Below are 16,809 nucleotides of genomic sequence, written 5' to 3' on the forward strand. Positions count from 1 at the left end.
GGTTCAGCCGGCCTCGACCTCGTCGCGGCTGCCGCCCCACAGCGTGTGGAAGGTGCCGTCGCGGTCGGCGCGCCGGTAGGTGTGGGCACCGAAGAAGTCGCGCTGGCCCTGGGTGAGGGCGGCGGGCAGCCGTTCGGCGCGCAGCGCGTCGTAGTAGGCGAGCGCGGCGGAGAAGCCGGGGACGGGCACCCCGCCGGACACCGCGGCGGACACCACGGCCCGCCAGTCGTCCTGGGCGGCGCCGATCTCGGCGGCGAAGCGCGGGTCGGACAGCAGGCTCGGCAGGTCGGGGCGGCCGTCGTAGGCGGCGGTGATCCGGTCGAGGAACGCGGCCCGGATGATGCAGCCGCCGCGCCAGATCGCCGCGATCCGGCCCAGGTCGATGTCCCAGTCGTAGGTGTCGCTGCCGGCCTGGATCTGGTGGAAGCCCTGGGTGTAGGAGACGATCTTCGACGCGTACAGGGCCTGCTCGACCTGGTCGGCGAAGTCGGCGGCGGCCTGGCCGGTCAGGGCCTTCGCCCGCGGTCCTGGCAGGTCGCGGGAGGCGGCGCGCAGGTCGGTGTGGCCGGACACCGAGCGGGCGAAGACCGCCTCGGCGATCCCGGAGACGGGCACGCCCAGGTCCAGCGCGGTCTGCACGGTCCAGCGGCCGGTGCCCTTCTGCTCGGCCGCGTCGGCGACGACGTCCACGAAGGGGCGGCCGGTCGCGGCGTCGGTGTGGGCCAGCACCTCGGCGGTGATCTCGATCAGGTAGGAGTCGAGCCGTCCGGTGTTCCAGGTGCGGAAGATGCCGCTGATCTGCTCGGGGGTGTAGCCGCCGACGGCGCGCAGCAGGTCGTACGCCTCGGCGATGAGCTGCATGTCGGCGTACTCGATGCCGTTGTGCACCATCTTCACGAAGTGGCCGGCGCCGTCCGGGCCGATGTGGGTGGTGCAGGGCGTGCCGTCCTTGGCCTTCGCGGCGATCCGCTCCAGCAGCGGGCCGAGCGACTCGTACGACCGGGTGGAGCCGCCGGGCATGATCGACGGGCCGTTGAGCGCGCCCTCCTCGCCGCCGGAGATGCCGGTGCCGACGAAGTGGATGCCCTGCTCGCGCAGTTCCCGCTCACGGCGCCGGGTGTCCTCGAAGTGGGCGTTGCCGCCGTCGATGATGACGTCGCCGTCCTCCAGCAGCGGGGCGAACTCGCGGATCACCGCGTCGGTGGGGTCGCCCGCCTTGACCATGACGATCAGGCGGCGCGGGCGCTTCAGCGCGGCCACGAACTCCTCGGGGGTGCGGGCGGGCACGAAGTCCCCCTCGTCGCCGTGCTCCTCGACGAGGGCGGTGGTCTTCGCGGTGGTGCGGTTGTGCAGCGCCACGGTGAAGCCGTGGCGGGCGAAGTTGCGGGCGAGGTTGCTGCCCATGACCGCGAGGCCGGTCACGCCGATGTCCGCTGTTGCGCTCATCTTCCGCTCCTGGTTGCCGCGCCGGGGTCGTGGGGCCGCTCCCGGTCATTGTGCGCGGCGGGAGGGTGCCGGGCCGTCGCACTGCGGCCGTTCGGGTGGACGGCGGCGGTGCGGGCGTGGAGCGGCGGCTGGCTGGGAGGTGCGGCCGCGGGCCGGGCGGGGGTCCGCCGCGGCCCGCGGCTCACCGTCGTCGGTCGCGCGAGTCGCCGAAGACCAGCCGGTAGGCGATGAGCAATACCAGCGAGCCGACGATCGCGGCCAGCCATGTCGAGCGGTCGAAGAAGTGGTGCGGCACCGGGTGGCCGAGCACCTTGGCCGACAGCCAGCCGCCGAGGAAGGCCCCGATGATGCCGATGACGGTGGTGCCGAGCACCCCGCCCGGGTCGCGCCCGGGCAGCAGCAGCTTTGCGATCGCTCCTGCGAGCAGTCCCAGAATGATCCAACCGATGATTCCCATGTCGGCCATATGCCCCGGCGCCCGCGGCGCACACCGTGATTTCCGCCGTACGGCGGCTTGTTACGGGGCCGGGACATGTCTGCGACGCCGCTGCGACGGCCGGGCCGGCGGCCGAGGGGTGGGCCGGCCGGGCCGGCAGCCGAGGGGTGGGCCGGATATACGTTGGCCCGGCGGCCGGGTGCTCTGGGAGGCTGGCGGCCATGCACCGATCCCAGGCGACCGACCGGCCCCGACCGCACCGCGCGAACCTCCAGGACCGGCGGACCCGCGGGGCCCGCTCGTGATCGACGCGTACGCCGACCCCGGCGCGCCAGAACGCCGCGGCCCGGGCCGCTACCTGTGGTGGCTGCTGGCCCGCCAGCCGGGCCGCACCCTGGGCGGCGCGGTGCTCGGCACCGTGTGGATGGTCCTGATGGTCCTCACGCCCTACGTCCTGACCCGGGCCGTCGACGACGGGCTGGAGCCCGGCCGCACCGGTCCGCTGCTCGCCTGGAGCGGCGTCCTGCTGGCGCTGGGCACCTTCAACGCCTGGGTCAGCACCATGCGGCACCGCACGATGACGCGGCTGCGGATGGACGCGACCTTCCGCACCGTCAAGTCGGTCATCGCGCAGGCCAACCGGCTGGGGGCGGACCTGTCGCGGCAGGCGGGCGCCGGCGAGGTCGTCACCATCGGCGTGACCGACGTCCAGCAGATCAGCCAGTCCCTGACGATGACCGGACCGGGGCTCGGCTCGGTGATCGCCTACCTGGTGGTGGCGGTGCTGCTGCTGTCGATGTCGGTGTCCCTGGGGCTGGTGGTGCTGCTCGGGGTGCCGGTGATCGCCCTGCTGGTCGGTCCGCTGCTGGGGCGGCTGCGCGGGGCGGAGTCGGTCTACCGCGAGCGGCAGGGCGGACTGACCGCGCGGATCGGCGACCTGTCGGGGGGCCTGCGGGTGCTCAACGGGCTGGGCGGCAAGCAGTTGTTCGCCGACGCCTTCCGCCGGGAGTCCGCCGAGCTGACGGCGCAGGGGTACCGGGTCGGGGCCGTGACGAGCTGGGTGCAGGCGCTCGGCGTGGGGCTCCCGACGCTCTTCCTCGCGCTCGTCACCTGGCTCGCGGCGCGCCTCGCCGTCCAGGGCACCCTGTCGGTGGGCGAGTTCGTCGGGGTTTACGGCTATGTCGCGGTGCTGGTGATGCCGGTGGCGTTCTTCATCGAGTGCGGCTACGACATCACCCGCGGGCTGGTGGCCGCGAAGCGGGTGGTGGGCTTCCTGGCGCTGGCGCCCGAGGGGGGCGAACGGCAGGAGGGCGCGGCGGACGCGCCCGCCGGGCCCTCGGTGCTGCGCGACCCGGACTCCGGGGTGGTGGTGGCGCCGGGGCGGCTCACCGCGCTGGTCAGCGCCCGGCCGGCCGAGTCGGCGGAGGTCGTCGACCGGCTCGGCGGGTTCCGGCGCGCGGACGTGACCTGGGGCGGGGTCCGGCTGGCGGACGTGCCGGCCGCGCAGGTCCGCGACCGGCTCCTGGTCGCCGACAACGAGGCGGACCTGTTCGCCGGGACGCTGCGGGAGATGGTGGCCGGCCGGCGGGCGCACGACGACGAGGCGGTCGCCCGGGCCGTCGGGGACGCCGCGGCGCAGGACGTGGTGGCCGGGCTGCCCGAGGGGCTCGGCACCGCGATGGACGCACAGGCCCGCAACCTCTCCGGCGGGCAGCGCCAGCGCGTGCGGCTGGTGCGGGCGCTGCTGGCCGAACCCGAGGTGCTCATGGCGGTCGAGCCGACCTCCGCGCTCGACGCCCACACCGAGGCGGCCGTCGCGGCCCGGCTGCGGGCTGCCCGGACCGGCCGCACCACGGTGGTCACCGGCACCTCGCCGGTGCTGCTCGACCAGGCCGACACCGTGCAGTACCTCGTCGACGGCAAGGTGGCCGCCTCGGGCACCCACCGCGACCTGCTGCGCCGCGAGCCGGGCTACCGGCTGCTGGTGGACCGCAGCGCGGCGGAGGAGGAGCACGCCGGGCAGGTGCCGGGGCCGGCGCCGGGCGGCGGGGCCGGGCCGGGCGGCGGGGCGGGCGCGATGGACGGGCGGGCGCGGGCCGAGGAGGCGGGGCGATGACGCCGCGGCAGTTGCCGGTGGCCGGGCCGCGGGAGGTCGCGCGGGCGGCCGGGCGCCTGGTGCGGGCCGACCGGTGGGCGTTCGCCGGCGTGCTCGGTCTGAACGCGCTGGCCGCGGCCGCCGGTCTGGTCGGTCCGTGGCTGGTCGGCCGGATCGTGGACGACGTGCAGAAGGGCGCCGGAGTGTGCGACGTGGACCGGATGGCGCTGGTCATCCTGGTCTTCTCCGCGGCGCAGTTCCTGCTCGCCCGCTACGCCCGCTACCTGGGGCACCGCTTCGGCGAGCGCACGCTGGCGCGGGTGCGCGAGCAGTTCGTGGACCGTGCGCTGGCGCTGCCCGCCTCGGTGGTGGAGCGGGCCGGCAGCGGCGATCTGACCGCGCGCGGCACCACCGACGTGGCCATGGTCGGCACCACGCTGCGCGACGCGGCGCCGGAGGTGCTGATCGCCATGGTGCAGGCGCTGTTCATCTTCGGCGCGGTCTTCCTGCTGGACCCGCTGCTGGGCTGCTGCGGCCTGGTCGGGCTGCTGGGGATCTCCTGGTCGGTGCGCTGGTACCTGCGGCGGGCCCGCGCCGCCTATCTCGCGGAGGGCGCGGCCAACTCGGCGGTCACCGAGGTCCTCACGGCCACCGTCACCGGTGCCCGGACGATCGAGGCGTTCGGCTTGCAGGAGCGGCGGGTCGCGGCGAGCAGGGACGCGATCGAGTCCTCCCGCCGGGCCAGGACCCGCACGCTGGACCTACGCAGCGTGTTCTTCCCCACCGTGGAGGTCTCCTACGTCGTCCCCGTGGTCGCGGTGCTGGTGGTCGGCGGTGTGCTGCGCGCGCACGGCGTGGTCGGGCTGGGCGCGGTGGTGAGCGCGGCGCTGTACCTGCGGCAGGTTTCCGAGCCTTTGGACTCGATCATGATGTGGGTGGAGCAACTCCAGAGCAGCAGTGCCTCCTTCGCCCGGGTGGAGGGGCTGGGCGCGGCCGCGCGGCAGGCGCCGGCGGCGGCCGACACCCCCGCGGACGACCGGATCGACGTGGTCGGGGCGCGCTTCTCCTACGAGGGCGGGCGCGAGGTGGTGCGGGGTGTCGACCTGACGGTGCGGCCCGGGGAGCGGATCGCGCTCGTCGGCCCGTCGGGGGCCGGGAAGACCACGCTGAGCCGGCTGCTGGCGGGGATCGACGCGCCGCACGCGGGGTCTGTGACGGTGGGCGGTGTCCCGGTCGCGGCCCTGGACCCGGAGCAGTTGCGCCGCCATGTCGTGCTGGTCACCCAGGAGCACCACGTGTTTCTGGGCACGGTCCGCGACAACCTGCTGATCGCCGCGCCCGCCGCGCAGGACGCCGAACTGCTCGCGGCGCTGGCGGCGGTGGGCGCGGACTGGGTGGAGGACCTCCCGGCCGGCCTGGACACCGCGGTCGGCGACGGCGGCCACCGCACCGACGGCTCGCAGGCCCAGCAACTCGCCCTGGCGCGGGTCGTGCTGGCCGATCCGCACACCCTCATCCTCGACGAGGCGACCGCGCTGCTGGACCCGACCACCGCCCGGCACACCGAACGCGCCCTGGCGAGCGTGCTGCGCGGCCGTACGGTGATCGCGATCGCCCACCGCCTGCACACCGCGCACGACGCGGACCGCGTGGCGGTGATGGAGGACGGCCGTCTGACCGAACTGGGCTCCCATGACGCTCTCCTGGCTGCCCGCGGCACCTATGCGTCGCTGTGGTCGTCCTGGCACGGCGGCACGGACGGCGCCCCGGCCTGACGGGCGTGCGGCCCGCACGGCTGCCGCGGGAGCGCGGCGGTCACTGGGCCGAACGGGGGAAACCGGGCGGGGGTGGAATAGCGGCCGGCGGGCAGGGGGTTGGACGGGGCGTGGGCGGAAGGGCCGCCCACGGGGGGACCGTCGTGCGGCGCGGGCCGGCCGGGGTGGGCCGGGGCGCGTCCGCGGAAGGAGCAGGCGAACGTGAGCGCACAGACCCAGCCCGCGAAGGCGTCCGGGAGCTTCACCCTGTCCGGGAAGCTGCCGGTCACCCGGCTCGGGTTCGGCTCGATGCAGTTGACCGGCCCCGGGGTGTGGGGTGATCCGAAGGACCCCGACGAGGCGGTGCGGGTGCTGCGGCGCGCCGTGGAGTTGGGCGTCGACTTCATCGACACCGCGGACTCCTACGGGCCGGTGGTGGCCGAGCCGCTGATCCGCAAGGCGCTGCACCCCTACCCGGCGGACCTGGTGATCGCCACGAAGGCGGGCCTGGCCCGGTCGGGGCCGGATGCCTGGCAGCCGCTGGGCCGTCCGGAATACCTGCGGCAGCAGGCAGAGATGAGCCTGCGCCATCTGGGCCTGGAGCGCATCCCGCTCTTCCAGTTGCACCGGATCGACCCGAAGGTGCCGCTGGAGGAGCAGGTCGGCGAGCTGAAGCGGCTCCAGGAGGAGGGGAAGATCGCGCACATCGGGCTCTCCGAGGTCGATGTGGACCAGCTGGAGGCGGCCCGGGCGGTCGCGGAGATCGCGTCGGTGCAGAATCTGTACAACCTGGCGAACCGCTCCGCGGAGCGGCTGCTGGACCACGCGGAGGCGGCGGGCATCGCCTTCATCCCGTGGTTCCCACTGGCCACCGGGGAGCTGGCCAAGCCAGGTGGACCGCTCGCCGAACTGGCCGAGCGGCACAGCGCGTCGCCCTCGCAGCTCGCCCTCGCCTGGCTGCTGCGCCGTTCCCCGGTGGTGCTGCCGATCCCGGGCACATCGTCGGTGGCGCATCTGGAGGACAATGTGGCGGCCGCCGAACTCCAGCTCAGCGACGAGGAGTTCGCGGAGCTGACCGCCGCGGTGGGCTGAGCGGGCGCGGGGCCCGGCGGCGTTCGCGGGTGCGGGCGCCGCGGCCCGGCCGGTGCGCTGGGCCGGACGGATGACGCGGGAGTGGCGCTCGGGTGCGCGGCGGGCGGGGTCCGCGCGTCGGGGCGGCCAGGTCGGATGTGCAGGGCGGTACCGACAGTAAGGTCTCGAAAATGCACAAATGGAGTGGCCATCCCTTTCCGCTCGGCGCCACCTTCGACGGCACCGGCACCAACTTCGCGCTGTTCTCCGAGGTCGCCGAGAAGGTCGAGCTGTGCCTGCTCGACGACGGGCGCCGGGAGACGCGGGTGACCCTGACCGAGGTCGACGGCGTGATCCGGCACGCGTACCTGCCGGGGGTCGGCCCCGGGCAGCGGTACGGGTTCCGGGTGCACGGCCCGTACGACCCGGCGCGCGGGCACCGCTGCAACCCGGCCAAGCTGCTGCTCGACCCGTACGCGAAGGCGGTCGAGGGGCAGGCGGACGGGCACCCGTCGCTGCTCGGCTACCGCGACGGCGACCCGGCCGTGCCCGACCCGGCCGACAGCCTGCCGCACGCGATGCTCTCGGTGGTCGCCGACCCGTACTTCGACTGGGGCGACGACCGGCTGCCCAAGCGGCCGTACCACGAGTCGGTGATGTACGAGGCCCACGTCAAGGGCCTGACGATGACGCACCCGGGGCTGCCGCCGGAGATCCGCGGCACCTATGCCGCGCTGGCGCACCCGGCGGTGATCGGGCACCTGACGGAGCTGGGCGTCACCGCCGTGGAGCTGATGCCGGTGCACCAGTTCGTGCAGGACGGGCATCTGCTCGGCCGGGGCCTGACCAACTACTGGGGCTACAACACCATCGGCTTCTTCGCCCCGCACAACGGCTACTCGGCATCGGGCGGCCGGGGCGGGCAGGTCGCGGAGTTCAAGTCGATGGTCAAGGCGCTGCACGCGGCCGGCATCGAGGTGATCCTCGACGTGGTCTACAACCACACCGCCGAGGGCAACCACCTGGGTCCCACGCTGTCCTTCCGCGGGATCGACAACGCCGCGTACTACCGGCTGGCCGACGACGACCCGGCGTCGTACTTCGACACCACCGGCACCGGCAACAGCCTGCTGATGCGCAGCCCGCACGTGCTCCAGCTGATCATGGACAGCCTGCGCTACTGGGTGACGGAGATGCACGTCGACGGCTTCCGCTTCGACCTGGCGGCCACGCTGGCCCGGCAGTTCCACGAGGTGGACCGGCTCTCGGCGTTCTTCGACCTGGTGCAGCAGGACCCGGTGGTCTCGCGGGTGAAGCTGATCGCCGAGCCGTGGGACGTGGGCGACGGGGGCTACCAGGTCGGCAACTTCCCGCCGCTGTGGAGCGAGTGGAACGGCCGGTACCGGGACACCGTCCGCGACTTCTGGCGCTCCTGCGACGGGGTGCTGCCGGAGTTCGCCTCCCGGCTGACCGGCTCCTCCGACCTGTACGCGGGCGAGCACCGCAGGCCGCGCGCGGGGGTGGACTTCGTGACCGCGCACGACGGGTTCACCCTGCGCGACCTGGTCTCCTACAACGACAAGCACAACGAGGCGAACGGCGAGGACAACCGGGACGGCGAGAGCCACAACCGCTCCTGGAACTGCGGCGCCGAGGGCGAGACCGCCGACCGGGCGGTGCTGGCGCTGCGCGCCCGCCAGCAGCGCAACCTGCTGACCACCCTGCTGGTCTCGCAGGGCGTGCCGATGCTCGCCCACGGCGACGAGCTGGGCCGCACCCAGCGCGGCAACAACAACGCCTACTGCCAGGACAACGCCCTGTCCTGGATCGACTGGGAGCTGGACGAGCAGCAGCGCGAGCTGCTGGACTTCACCCGGCGGCTGATCGCGCTGCGCCGAGGCCACCCGGTCTTCCGCAGGCGGCGGTTCTTCCGCGGCGGCCCCGGCCCGGACGGCGGCCCGGGCGATCTGACGTGGCTGCGGCCCGACGGCCGGGAGATGGCCGAGCGCGACTGGTTCCGGCGCGACGCGCACGCGCTGGCGGTGCACCTCAACGGCGACGCGATCTCCGAGCCGGACGCCCACGGGCATCCGATCGCGGACGACTCGTTCCTGCTGCTGTTCAACGCGCACTGGGAGCATGTGGCGTTCCGGCTGCCGCCGGTGGAGTTCGGGCCCGGCTGGAGCGTGGTGGTGGACACCGCGGAGCGCTCCGGGGCGGACGGCGGCGCCCCGGTGCGCTTCGCGGCCGGCGACACCTGCAAGGTGGAGGCGCGCGCGGTCGTGGTGCTGGTCCGGGAGCCCGGCCGGGCGCGATGAGGCGCCGCCCGTAGCGGCCGCCCGAGGTCCCGGGCGAGCGGGCGGGAAACGGGCAGGGCGGCCCGGTACGGGCACACCGGCGCGAACCGGGCACGCCACCCCCCCGCCTCCGGCCCGATACGCACCGGAGGTCCGGAATGCGCGCGGCGCCGGCGCCGGGCCGGCGCCGCGGACCGGGCCCGGCGCCCTCCCGACCGGGCCGGAAAACCCGTCGAACGCGCCCGGAAAGATGTATCCGCCCGCTATCGGGCAACCGCCCGAACCGGGCCCGCCAGCCGCCGCTTTGGGTGCGATTCGGTCGGCATACCCTCCCACCACCTGGGGGACCAGGGCCTTTCCACCGGCTGACCGGGCAATACCGGGCCGTTTGTTGTCCGTTGTGGGCCCTGGTCGGACAAAGGGCCGACGGTATAACTCTTCTACGGGCGATACCGGGCAGGCCGCGCCCGGACCGGAGCGAAGAGGCGAGGTGGGCGATGAGGGCCGAGGAGCGCCAGCACCGCATCCTGACCCTGGCCCGTCACCACGGCCAGGTGGAGGTCACCGCGGTGGCGTCGGACCTGTCGGTGGCACCGGAGACGATCCGGCGGGACCTGGGCGTGCTGGAGCGCCGCGGTCTGGTGCGCCGCACCTACGGCGGGGCGTATCCCGTCGAGGGCGCGGGGTTCGAGACCGCGCTGGCCGAGCGGGTCAACCTGCACGTCGCCGACAAGCGCCGGATCGCCGCCGAGGCGGTCAAGCTGCTCGGCGAGGCGGAGACGGTGTTCGTGGACGAGGGCTACACGCCCCAACTCGTCGCCTCCCTGCTGCCGCGCGACCGCCCGCTGACGGTGGTCACCGCGTCGCTGTCCACCGCCGCCGCGGTCGCGGAGTCCGCCGACACCACGGTGCTGCTGCTCGGCGGCCGGGTCCGGGCCAGGACCCTGGCGACCGTGGGCTCGTGGGCGTGCGCGATGCTGGCCGGCTTCGTCATCGACCTGGCGTTCGTCGGTTCCAACGGCATCTCCCGCGAACTCGGCCTGACCACACCTGATCCGGTCGTCGCCGATGTCAAGGCCAAGGCGCTGGAGGTCTCGCGCCGGCGGGTGTTCATGGGCCACCACAGCAAGTTCGGCGCGAGCAGCTTCTGCCGCTTCGCGGAGGTCTCCGACTTCGAGGCGATCGTGACCGACACCGGGCTGTCCAGCACCGAGGCCCACCGCTACACCCTGCTCGGCCCCCGCGTCTTCAGGGCCTGACCCCCGCCGCCGATCCCCCGACGCCGATCCGCCGCCCCCGACCCACCACTCCCGACCCACCGCTCTCGACCGACCGACCGCTCCCGACCTCCCCCGCACCTCCTTCCGCCCGCACCCCCGTGCCGTTCCGACGTGCCGCCATCGGCCCGCCGGATGATCCCCCACACCCCGACCCCAGTCATGAAAGGGACGAATCATGACATCGTCTACCGGCTCCACCGCCTCCCGCAGACTGCGCCGCCGCACCCTCCCCCCGTTGGCGCTGGCGGTGTCGGGCATGCTGCTCGCGGCGGCCTGCTCGGGCGCGGGCGGCGCCGGCGGCGGCTCCGGCTCGCACTCCATCAACGTGCTGATGGTCAACAACCCGCAGATGGTGGACCTGCAGAAGCTGACGGCCGCCAACTTCACCAAGTCCACCGGCATCAAGGTGAACTTCACGGTGCTGCCCGAGGACGACGTCCGCGACAAGATCACCCAGGACTTCTCCAGCCAGGCCGGCCAGTACGACGTGGCCACCATCAGCAACTACGAGGCGCCGATCTTCGCGAAGAACAACTGGCTGTCCTCGCTGTCGTCCGAGGCGAAGGCCGACACCGCCTTCGACCAGAGCGACATCCTGCCCGCCATGCAGCAGTCGCTGACGTACAACGGGCAGCTGTACGCCGAGCCGTTCTACGGCGAGTCGTCGTTCCTGATGTACCGCAAGGACGTCTTCGCCGCGAAGGGCCTGACGATGCCGGCGAACCCGACCTGGACCCAGGTCGCGGACCTGGCCGCCAAGGCCGACGGCGCCGAGAAGGGCATGAAGGGCATCTGCCTGCGCGGCCAGCCCGGCTGGGGCGAGATGATCGCGCCGCTGACCACCGTGGTGAACACCATGGGCGGCACCTGGTTCGACAAGGACTGGAAGGCCCAGGTCGACAGCCCCGCCTTCACCAAGGCGGTGAACTTCTACGTCGACCTCGTCCGCAAGCACGGCGAGGCCGGCGCCGCCCAGTCCGGGTTCACCGAGTGCCTCAACGACCTGGAGCAGAGCAAGGTCGCCATGTGGTACGACGCCACCTCCGCGGCCGGCTCCCTGGAGGGCTCCGGCTCCCCCGTGGCCGGGAAGATCGGCTACGTGCCCGCGCCGGTCGACCAGACCAAGAACGCCGGCTGGCTGTACACCTGGGCCTGGGGCGTGCAGAAGGCGAGCAAGCACCAGTCCGACGCCTGGAAGTTCATCTCCTGGGCGTCCGGCAAGGGCTACGAGAACCTGGTCGGCCAGAAGCTCGGCTGGTCCCGGGTGCCGGCCGGCAAGCGCACCTCGACCTACAGCAACCCCGACTACGTCAAGGCGTCCGCCGCGTTCGCCCAGCCGACGCTCAACGCGCTCAAGGACGTCGACCCGGCCAACCCCGGTGTGCAGCCGCGCCCCGCGCCCGGCATCCAGTTCGTGGACATACCGGAGTTCACCGACCTCGGCACCCAGGTCTCCCAGCAGCTCTCCTCGGCGGTGGCCGGCCGCACCAGCGTCTCCAGCGCGCTGAAGGCCAGCCAGAAGCTCGCCGAGAAGGTCGCCGACAAGTACGCCGGCAAGTGAGCGGGAAGCCGACACCATGAGCACTCCCTCGATCCTCGGAGACCGCCACGCGCCGCCGGCCGTGTCGGGGTCCGCCGCGAACCGGGCACCGCGCCGCAACGCCGGTGCCTGGGCGCGGCGGGCGCCGCTGCTGCCCGCGCTGATCTTCATGATCGTCGTCACCCAGCTGCCGTTCGTCGGCACCCTGGTGATCTCGTTCATGCGCTGGAACGCCCTGGACCCCAGTGACAAGGGGTTCACCGGCTTCGACAACTACAAGGAGGAGTTCACCGACCCGCAGCTGCGCTCGGCGCTGACCACCACGGTGGTGCTGACCGTCACGGTGGTGCTGGTCAGCCTCGTGCTGGGGCTGGGCCTCGCGCTGCTGATGGACCGGAAGTTCCCCGGCCGCGGCGCGGTGCGCACGCTGCTGATCACGCCGTTCCTGGTGGTGCCGGTCGCCTCAGCGCTGCTGTGGAAGCACGCCCTGTACAACGCCACCTACGGCTTCATCAACGGCTCACTCACCTGGATCTGGAGCGTGTTCGGCAGCGACAGCGCGCCGCAGCCGGACTGGCTGTCCACGTCGCCGAAGCTCGCCGTCGAGGCGTCGCTGATCTGGCAGTGGACGCCGTTCATGATGCTGATCCTGCTGGCCGGGTTGCAGTCGCGCCCCACCGACGTCGTCGAGGCGGCCCGCGTGGACGGCGCCAACAACTGGGACGTGTTCCGCTTCCTGACCCTGCCGCACCTGCGCCGCTACCTGGAACTGGCCGCGCTGCTCGGCACGGTCTACGTGGTGCAGAACTTCGACGCGGTCTTCACCCTCACCTCCGGGGGCCTGGGCACCGCGAACCTCCCCTACGCGGTGTACAGCACCTTCTACGAGGCCCACGACTACGGGCAGGCGTCCGCGGAGGGCGTGATCGTGGTGATCCTGTCCATCCTCGTGGCGACGTTCGCGCTGCGCTCGGTCTCGTCGCTGCTCAGGGAGGAGTCCCGCTGATGGCCGCCACCACCCTCGACCCCGTCACCCCGGTCGCCGGCCGCGCGCCGCGCGAGCGCAAGGAGCGCCGCAACCGCGGCCTGCTGGCCGTCGGCGCCTGGCTGTGCGGGATCGTCTTCTTCCTGCCCTTCGCGTGGATGGTGCTGACCTCCTTCCACAGCGAGCAGGACGCGGGCACCAACCCGCCGAAGATCGACGCGCCGCTGACCCTGCACGGCTACCGCGAGTTCTTCGGCTCCGGCACCGGCGTCAGCCCGTGGCCGCCGCTGATCAACTCGCTGACCGCCAGCGTCGTCTCCACCCTGCTGGTGCTGCTGCTGGCCACCCCGGCGGCGTACGCGCTGTCCATCCGGCCGGTCCGCAAGTGGTCCGACGCGATGTTCTTCTTCCTGTCGACGAAGATGCTGCCGGTCGTCGCCGGGCTGCTGCCGGTCTACCTCATCGCGAAGAACATCGGCATGCTCGACAACATCTGGCTGCTGGTCATCCTCTACACCTCGATGAACCTGCCGATCGCGGTGTGGATGATGCGGTCCTTCCTGTCCGACGTGCCCGGCGCGATCATCGAGGCCGCGTCCATCGACGGCGCCGGACTGCCGACCATCCTCGCCCGGATCGTCGCCCCGATCGTCGCGCCCGGCATCGCGGCGACCGCGCTGATCTCGTTCATCTTCAGCTGGAACGAGCTGCTCTTCGCACGGGTGCTCACCGGTGTCACCGCCGGCACCGCGCCCGTCTTCCTGACCAGCTTCGTCACCAGCCAGGGCCTGTTCCTGGCGAAGGTGTGCGCCGCCGCGGTCTGTATCTCCCTGCCGGTGCTCGCCGCCGGGTTCGCCGCCCAGGACAAGCTCGTCCAGGGCCTCTCCCTTGGAGCCGTCAAGTGAAAGCCGCCGTCATCAGCTCCCCCGGCCAGGTCGGCATCGAGACCGTGGACGACCCGACGCCGGGCCCGGGCGAGGTGGTCGTCCAGGTCGCCGCCTGCGGCCTGTGCGGCACCGACCTGCACATCCTCCAGGGGGAGTTCGCGCCGACGCTGCCGATCGTGCCCGGCCACGAGTTCGCCGGGGAGATCGTCGCGGTCGGCTCGCAGGTACGCGGTCTGAGCGCCGGCGACCGGGTCGCGGTGGACCCCTCGCTGTACTGCCACGAGTGCCACTACTGCCGGATCGGCCGCAACAACCTGTGCGAGCGGTGGAACGCGATCGGCGTCACCGTGCCCGGCGGCGCCGCCGAGTACGCCGCCGCCCCGGCCGCGAACTGCGTCAAGCTCCCCGAGCACATCGCCACCCGCGACGCCGCCCTGATCGAGCCGCTGTCCTGCGCGGTGCGCGGCTACGACATCCTGCGCTCCCAGCTGGCCACCCACGTCCTCATCTACGGCTCCGGCACCATGGGCCTGATGATGATGGAGCTGGCCAAGCGCACCGGCGCGGCCAGCGTCGACATGGTCGACCTCAACGAGGAGCGGCTGACCACCGCGCGGCAGCTGGGCTGCTCCGCGGCGGCCACCAGCGCCGACGAGCTGGACCAGCCGCGCGGCTGGGACGTCGTCATCGACGCGACCGGCAACGCCGCCGCCATCCAGGACGCCCTGGGCCGGGTCGGCAAGGGCGGCACCTTCCTCCAGTTCGGCGTCGCCGACTACGCCGCCCGCGCCACCATCGAGCCGTACAAGATCTACAACCAGGAGATCACCATCACCGGTTCGATGGCGGTGCTGCACAGCTACGAGCGGGCCGCTGAGCTGTTCGCGGGCGGGGTGCTGGACCCGGAGGTGTTCATCAGCGACCGGCTGCCGCTGGTGGACTACGCTGCCGCCCTACAGCGCTTCCAGGCGGGCGTCGGCCGGAAGATCCAGGTCCTGCCGTAGGGCCCGCCCCTGCCGACTCCCCCCACACCCGTCCCTGGTCCCGCCGTGTTGCCGTGCCGCCGGAAGAGGAAGGCCCATGACCGCACCCCTGCCCGCTTCGCCCCCCGTGCCGCCGCTGCCGCCTCCCCCGGTGCCGGCGCTGGTGATCGGCGAGGCACTGACCGACATCCTGACCGGTCCGGCAGGGGTGCACGGCGAGCACCCCGGCGGCAGCCCGGCGAACGTCGCACTCGGGCTCGGCCGCCTCGGCCACCCGGTACGCCTGGCCACCCGTATCGGCCGTGACCGCACCGGCACGGCACTGCGCGAGTGGCTGGAGCGCGGCGGAACCGAACTGCTGCCGGGGTCCGTCGGTGACGCGCCGACCTCGTCGGCGACCGCCCGGGTGCGCCCGGACGGCACGGTGGGCTACGAGTTCGACCTCGTCTGGGACCTCGCGCCGCAGACCGTCGAGGCGCTGCGCTCGGGGCCCCCGGCCCATCTGCACATCGGGTCGGTGGCCGCCGCGCTGCCGCCGGGCGCCGACCTGGTGCTCGCGGCCACCGAGCAGCTCCGGCCGCGCGCCACCGTCTCCTACGACCCCAACATCCGCCCGGCGCTGCTGGGCGACCGGGACACCGAACGCGCCCGGGTGGAGCACCTGGTCGGGCTGAGCGACGTGGTGAAGGCCAGCGACGAGGACCTCGCCTGGCTCTACCCGGAACAAGACCCGGACACCGCGGCCGCCCGCTGGGCGCGGCTCGGCCCCGCGCTGGTGGTGCTCACCCGGGGCCCGCGCGGCGCCCGCGCCTGGTGGCAGCACGGCATGCTCGATGTGCCGGCGCCGCCGATCCGCGTGGTGGACACCGTGGGCGCGGGCGACTCGTTCATGTCCGCGCTGGTCAGCGCGCTGCTGCGGCGGGACCTGCTGAGCGGCGGCGGCACGTCCGCGACCGCCGCGACCCGGGCGCGGCTGCGGGAGGCGACCGGTGCGGCGGCCCTGAGCCCCGAGGTGGTCGGGGCGCTGCGGTACGCGGTGCGGGCGGCGGGCATCACCTGCTCCCGCCCGGGCGCGGCCCCGCCGACCTACGAGGAGCTGGAGCGGCCGCCGGCCTGAGGCGTCGGGCGAGCACGCGGGCGAGCACCGGGATGAATCCCGGGTGAGCCCGCGCGGTGGCGCGCCCGGCCCGCGTCACGCGAAGTGGACGACGATCCGCCCCTGGTTGGACGGGTCGGCCTCGAAGCTGCGGTAGAGCCGCTTGAGATGGGGCTGCCGCAGCGTGGCGAGCACGCGCGTGCGCAGCTTGCCCGAGCCCTTGCCGGAGATGATCTCCACCCGGTCCGCCTTCGTGGCCGCGGCCCGGAAGATGATCTCCCGCACGGCGCGGTCGATGTCGCGGTCGCTGCGGAACAGCGGGTGCAGGTCGAGGGTGAGCGTCATCGGGTGCCTGTGCCTTCCGAGCCGGCGGCGGCGCCCACCGCGGGCGCCAGAAGCACCGTACCCCCGGCGGGGAAATCGCGTGGCGGCCCCGGGCAGCCGCGGTTACGGTCGCGCGATGACCACTCGTACCTTCCGGATCACCGTCCGCGGCGTCTTCGACCAGCTCACCGACGCCCAGCGCGCCGAACTGCTGGCGCACGCGGCCGAACACGACGTGCTGCGGGCCGCCTTCACCCCCGAGGGGCACCTCAGCTACGACCTCGCGGCGCGCCCCGCGTTCACCTTCCGCTTCAGCGACACCGGTGAGGCCGAGGAGGACATCCTGCCCGCGACCGAGCGCGCGCAGGCCGCCGCCCGCGCCTGGCTGGAGAGCCGCGGCTACGGCTTCGCGAAGCTGCGCGCCCAGGCCGAGGACCTGTCGCTGGCGCCGCTGGGCAAGCGGCAGAAGCGGGAGGCGACCCGGCGGCAGGCGTAAGCGGGCCGAGCGCCACCGCCGTTCCCGGCCCGCCGCCTTGAGGCGTCAACGGCCCCGCCGGGTGCCGAAAAGGCACCCGGCTGCGTCACACTGCTCTCAGCCACCACCCGAGCACCGGC

The 16,809-nt window shown here is 73.4% G+C and carries 14 protein-coding genes; 11 read left to right on the forward strand and 3 right to left on the reverse strand.

Annotated elements, in window-relative coordinates; translation table 11 throughout:
* Window positions 1–3: 3 nt before the first annotated feature.
* Together gndA and AC3EVP_RS27385 are read right to left on the reverse strand one after the other, a co-directional pair.
* A complete protein-coding gene (gndA, locus tag AC3EVP_RS27380; protein ID WP_335982605.1) occupies window positions 4–1,446 on the reverse strand; it encodes an NADP-dependent phosphogluconate dehydrogenase in 1,443 nt (480 codons plus the stop codon).
* Between the two features lie 181 nt (window positions 1,447–1,627).
* On the reverse strand, window positions 1,628–1,903 hold the full coding sequence (locus tag AC3EVP_RS27385; protein ID WP_335982607.1) for a GlsB/YeaQ/YmgE family stress response membrane protein: 276 nt from the start codon (window positions 1,901–1,903) through the stop codon (window positions 1,628–1,630).
* Between the two features lie 280 nt (window positions 1,904–2,183).
* Here AC3EVP_RS27385 and AC3EVP_RS27390 point away from each other — a divergent pair, with 280 nt between their 5' ends.
* The 10 genes from AC3EVP_RS27390 to AC3EVP_RS27435 all read left to right on the forward strand — a co-directional run bounded on the left by AC3EVP_RS27390 (window position 2,184) and on the right by AC3EVP_RS27435 (window position 15,891).
* Window positions 2,184–3,998 carry an ABC transporter transmembrane domain-containing protein gene (locus tag AC3EVP_RS27390; protein ID WP_435134255.1) on the forward strand — a complete coding sequence of 605 codons (1,815 nt, stop codon included), beginning with the start codon at window positions 2,184–2,186 and terminating at the stop codon, window positions 3,996–3,998.
* The gene (locus AC3EVP_RS27395; protein WP_435134257.1) at window positions 3,995–5,752 is read left to right on the forward strand and encodes an ABC transporter ATP-binding protein; all 1,758 of its coding nucleotides are present in this window, start codon (window positions 3,995–3,997) and stop codon (window positions 5,750–5,752) included. Before AC3EVP_RS27390 ends, AC3EVP_RS27395 begins: the two co-directional genes overlap by 4 nt.
* Before the next feature lie 201 nt (window positions 5,753–5,953).
* On the forward strand, window positions 5,954–6,823 hold the full coding sequence (locus AC3EVP_RS27400; RefSeq protein WP_335982611.1) for an aldo/keto reductase: 870 nt from the start codon (window positions 5,954–5,956) through the stop codon (window positions 6,821–6,823).
* Between the two features lie 170 nt (window positions 6,824–6,993).
* Entirely contained in the window at window positions 6,994–9,120 is a 2,127-nt protein-coding gene (gene glgX, locus AC3EVP_RS27405) for a glycogen debranching protein GlgX (protein WP_435134261.1), read from the forward strand.
* A 476-nt stretch (window positions 9,121–9,596) separates the two neighbouring features.
* A complete protein-coding gene (locus tag AC3EVP_RS27410) occupies window positions 9,597–10,358 on the forward strand; it encodes a DeoR/GlpR family DNA-binding transcription regulator (RefSeq protein ID WP_335980425.1) in 762 nt (253 codons plus the stop codon).
* A 196-nt stretch (window positions 10,359–10,554) separates the two neighbouring features.
* Window positions 10,555–11,940, forward strand: coding sequence for an ABC transporter substrate-binding protein (locus AC3EVP_RS27415; RefSeq protein ID WP_335980423.1), 1,386 nt, complete (start codon window positions 10,555–10,557; stop codon window positions 11,938–11,940).
* Between the two features lie 16 nt (window positions 11,941–11,956).
* Complete coding sequence (locus AC3EVP_RS27420; RefSeq protein ID WP_435134265.1) at window positions 11,957–12,925, forward strand: carbohydrate ABC transporter permease; 969 nt, start codon at window positions 11,957–11,959, stop codon at window positions 12,923–12,925.
* Window positions 12,925–13,809, forward strand: coding sequence for a carbohydrate ABC transporter permease (locus AC3EVP_RS27425; protein ID WP_335980421.1), 885 nt, complete (start codon window positions 12,925–12,927; stop codon window positions 13,807–13,809). The genes AC3EVP_RS27420 and AC3EVP_RS27425 overlap by 1 nt, the downstream gene beginning before the upstream one ends.
* Window positions 13,806–14,795, forward strand: a complete 990-nt coding sequence (locus AC3EVP_RS27430; RefSeq protein WP_335980419.1) for a zinc-dependent alcohol dehydrogenase family protein — start codon at window positions 13,806–13,808, stop codon at window positions 14,793–14,795. Before AC3EVP_RS27425 ends, AC3EVP_RS27430 begins: the two co-directional genes overlap by 4 nt.
* 76 nt (window positions 14,796–14,871) lie before the next feature.
* Window positions 14,872–15,891: a carbohydrate kinase family protein gene (locus tag AC3EVP_RS27435; protein ID WP_435134269.1), complete on the forward strand. Its 1,020-nt coding sequence runs from the start codon at window positions 14,872–14,874 to the stop codon at window positions 15,889–15,891.
* Between the two features lie 75 nt (window positions 15,892–15,966).
* Here AC3EVP_RS27435 and AC3EVP_RS27440 read toward each other — a convergent pair whose 3' ends face one another.
* Complete coding sequence (locus tag AC3EVP_RS27440) at window positions 15,967–16,215, reverse strand: Smr/MutS family protein (RefSeq protein WP_335980414.1); 249 nt, start codon at window positions 16,213–16,215, stop codon at window positions 15,967–15,969.
* 115 nt (window positions 16,216–16,330) lie between these two features.
* On the opposite strand from AC3EVP_RS27440, the gene AC3EVP_RS27445 reads away from it, so the two are divergent.
* On the forward strand, window positions 16,331–16,690 hold the full coding sequence (locus AC3EVP_RS27445; protein ID WP_435134272.1) for a DUF6204 family protein: 360 nt from the start codon (window positions 16,331–16,333) through the stop codon (window positions 16,688–16,690).
* The last annotated feature ends 119 nt before the right edge of the window (window positions 16,691–16,809 follow it).

It is taken from the genome of Actinacidiphila sp. bgisy144 (genome assembly GCF_057708105.1).

Coding starts and splice junctions, on each gene's coding strand:
- AC3EVP_RS27385 (WP_335982607.1), bottom strand. CDS start 1,903: ATGGGAATCATCGGTTGGATCATTCTGGGACTGCTCGCAGGAGCGATC.
- AC3EVP_RS27440 (WP_335980414.1), bottom strand. CDS start 16,215: ATGACGCTCACCCTCGACCTGCACCCGCTGTTCCGCAGCGACCGCGAC.
- AC3EVP_RS27435 (WP_435134269.1), top strand. CDS start 14,872: ATGACCGCACCCCTGCCCGCTTCGCCCCCCGTGCCGCCGCTGCCGCCT.
- glgX (WP_435134261.1), top strand. CDS start 6,994: ATGCACAAATGGAGTGGCCATCCCTTTCCGCTCGGCGCCACCTTCGAC.
- gndA (WP_335982605.1), bottom strand. CDS start 1,446: ATGAGCGCAACAGCGGACATCGGCGTGACCGGCCTCGCGGTCATGGGC.
- AC3EVP_RS27410 (WP_335980425.1), top strand. CDS start 9,597: ATGAGGGCCGAGGAGCGCCAGCACCGCATCCTGACCCTGGCCCGTCAC.
- AC3EVP_RS27425 (WP_335980421.1), top strand. CDS start 12,925: ATGGCCGCCACCACCCTCGACCCCGTCACCCCGGTCGCCGGCCGCGCG.
- AC3EVP_RS27445 (WP_435134272.1), top strand. CDS start 16,331: ATGACCACTCGTACCTTCCGGATCACCGTCCGCGGCGTCTTCGACCAG.
- AC3EVP_RS27420 (WP_435134265.1), top strand. CDS start 11,957: ATGAGCACTCCCTCGATCCTCGGAGACCGCCACGCGCCGCCGGCCGTG.
- AC3EVP_RS27395 (WP_435134257.1), top strand. CDS start 3,995: ATGACGCCGCGGCAGTTGCCGGTGGCCGGGCCGCGGGAGGTCGCGCGG.
- AC3EVP_RS27415 (WP_335980423.1), top strand. CDS start 10,555: ATGACATCGTCTACCGGCTCCACCGCCTCCCGCAGACTGCGCCGCCGC.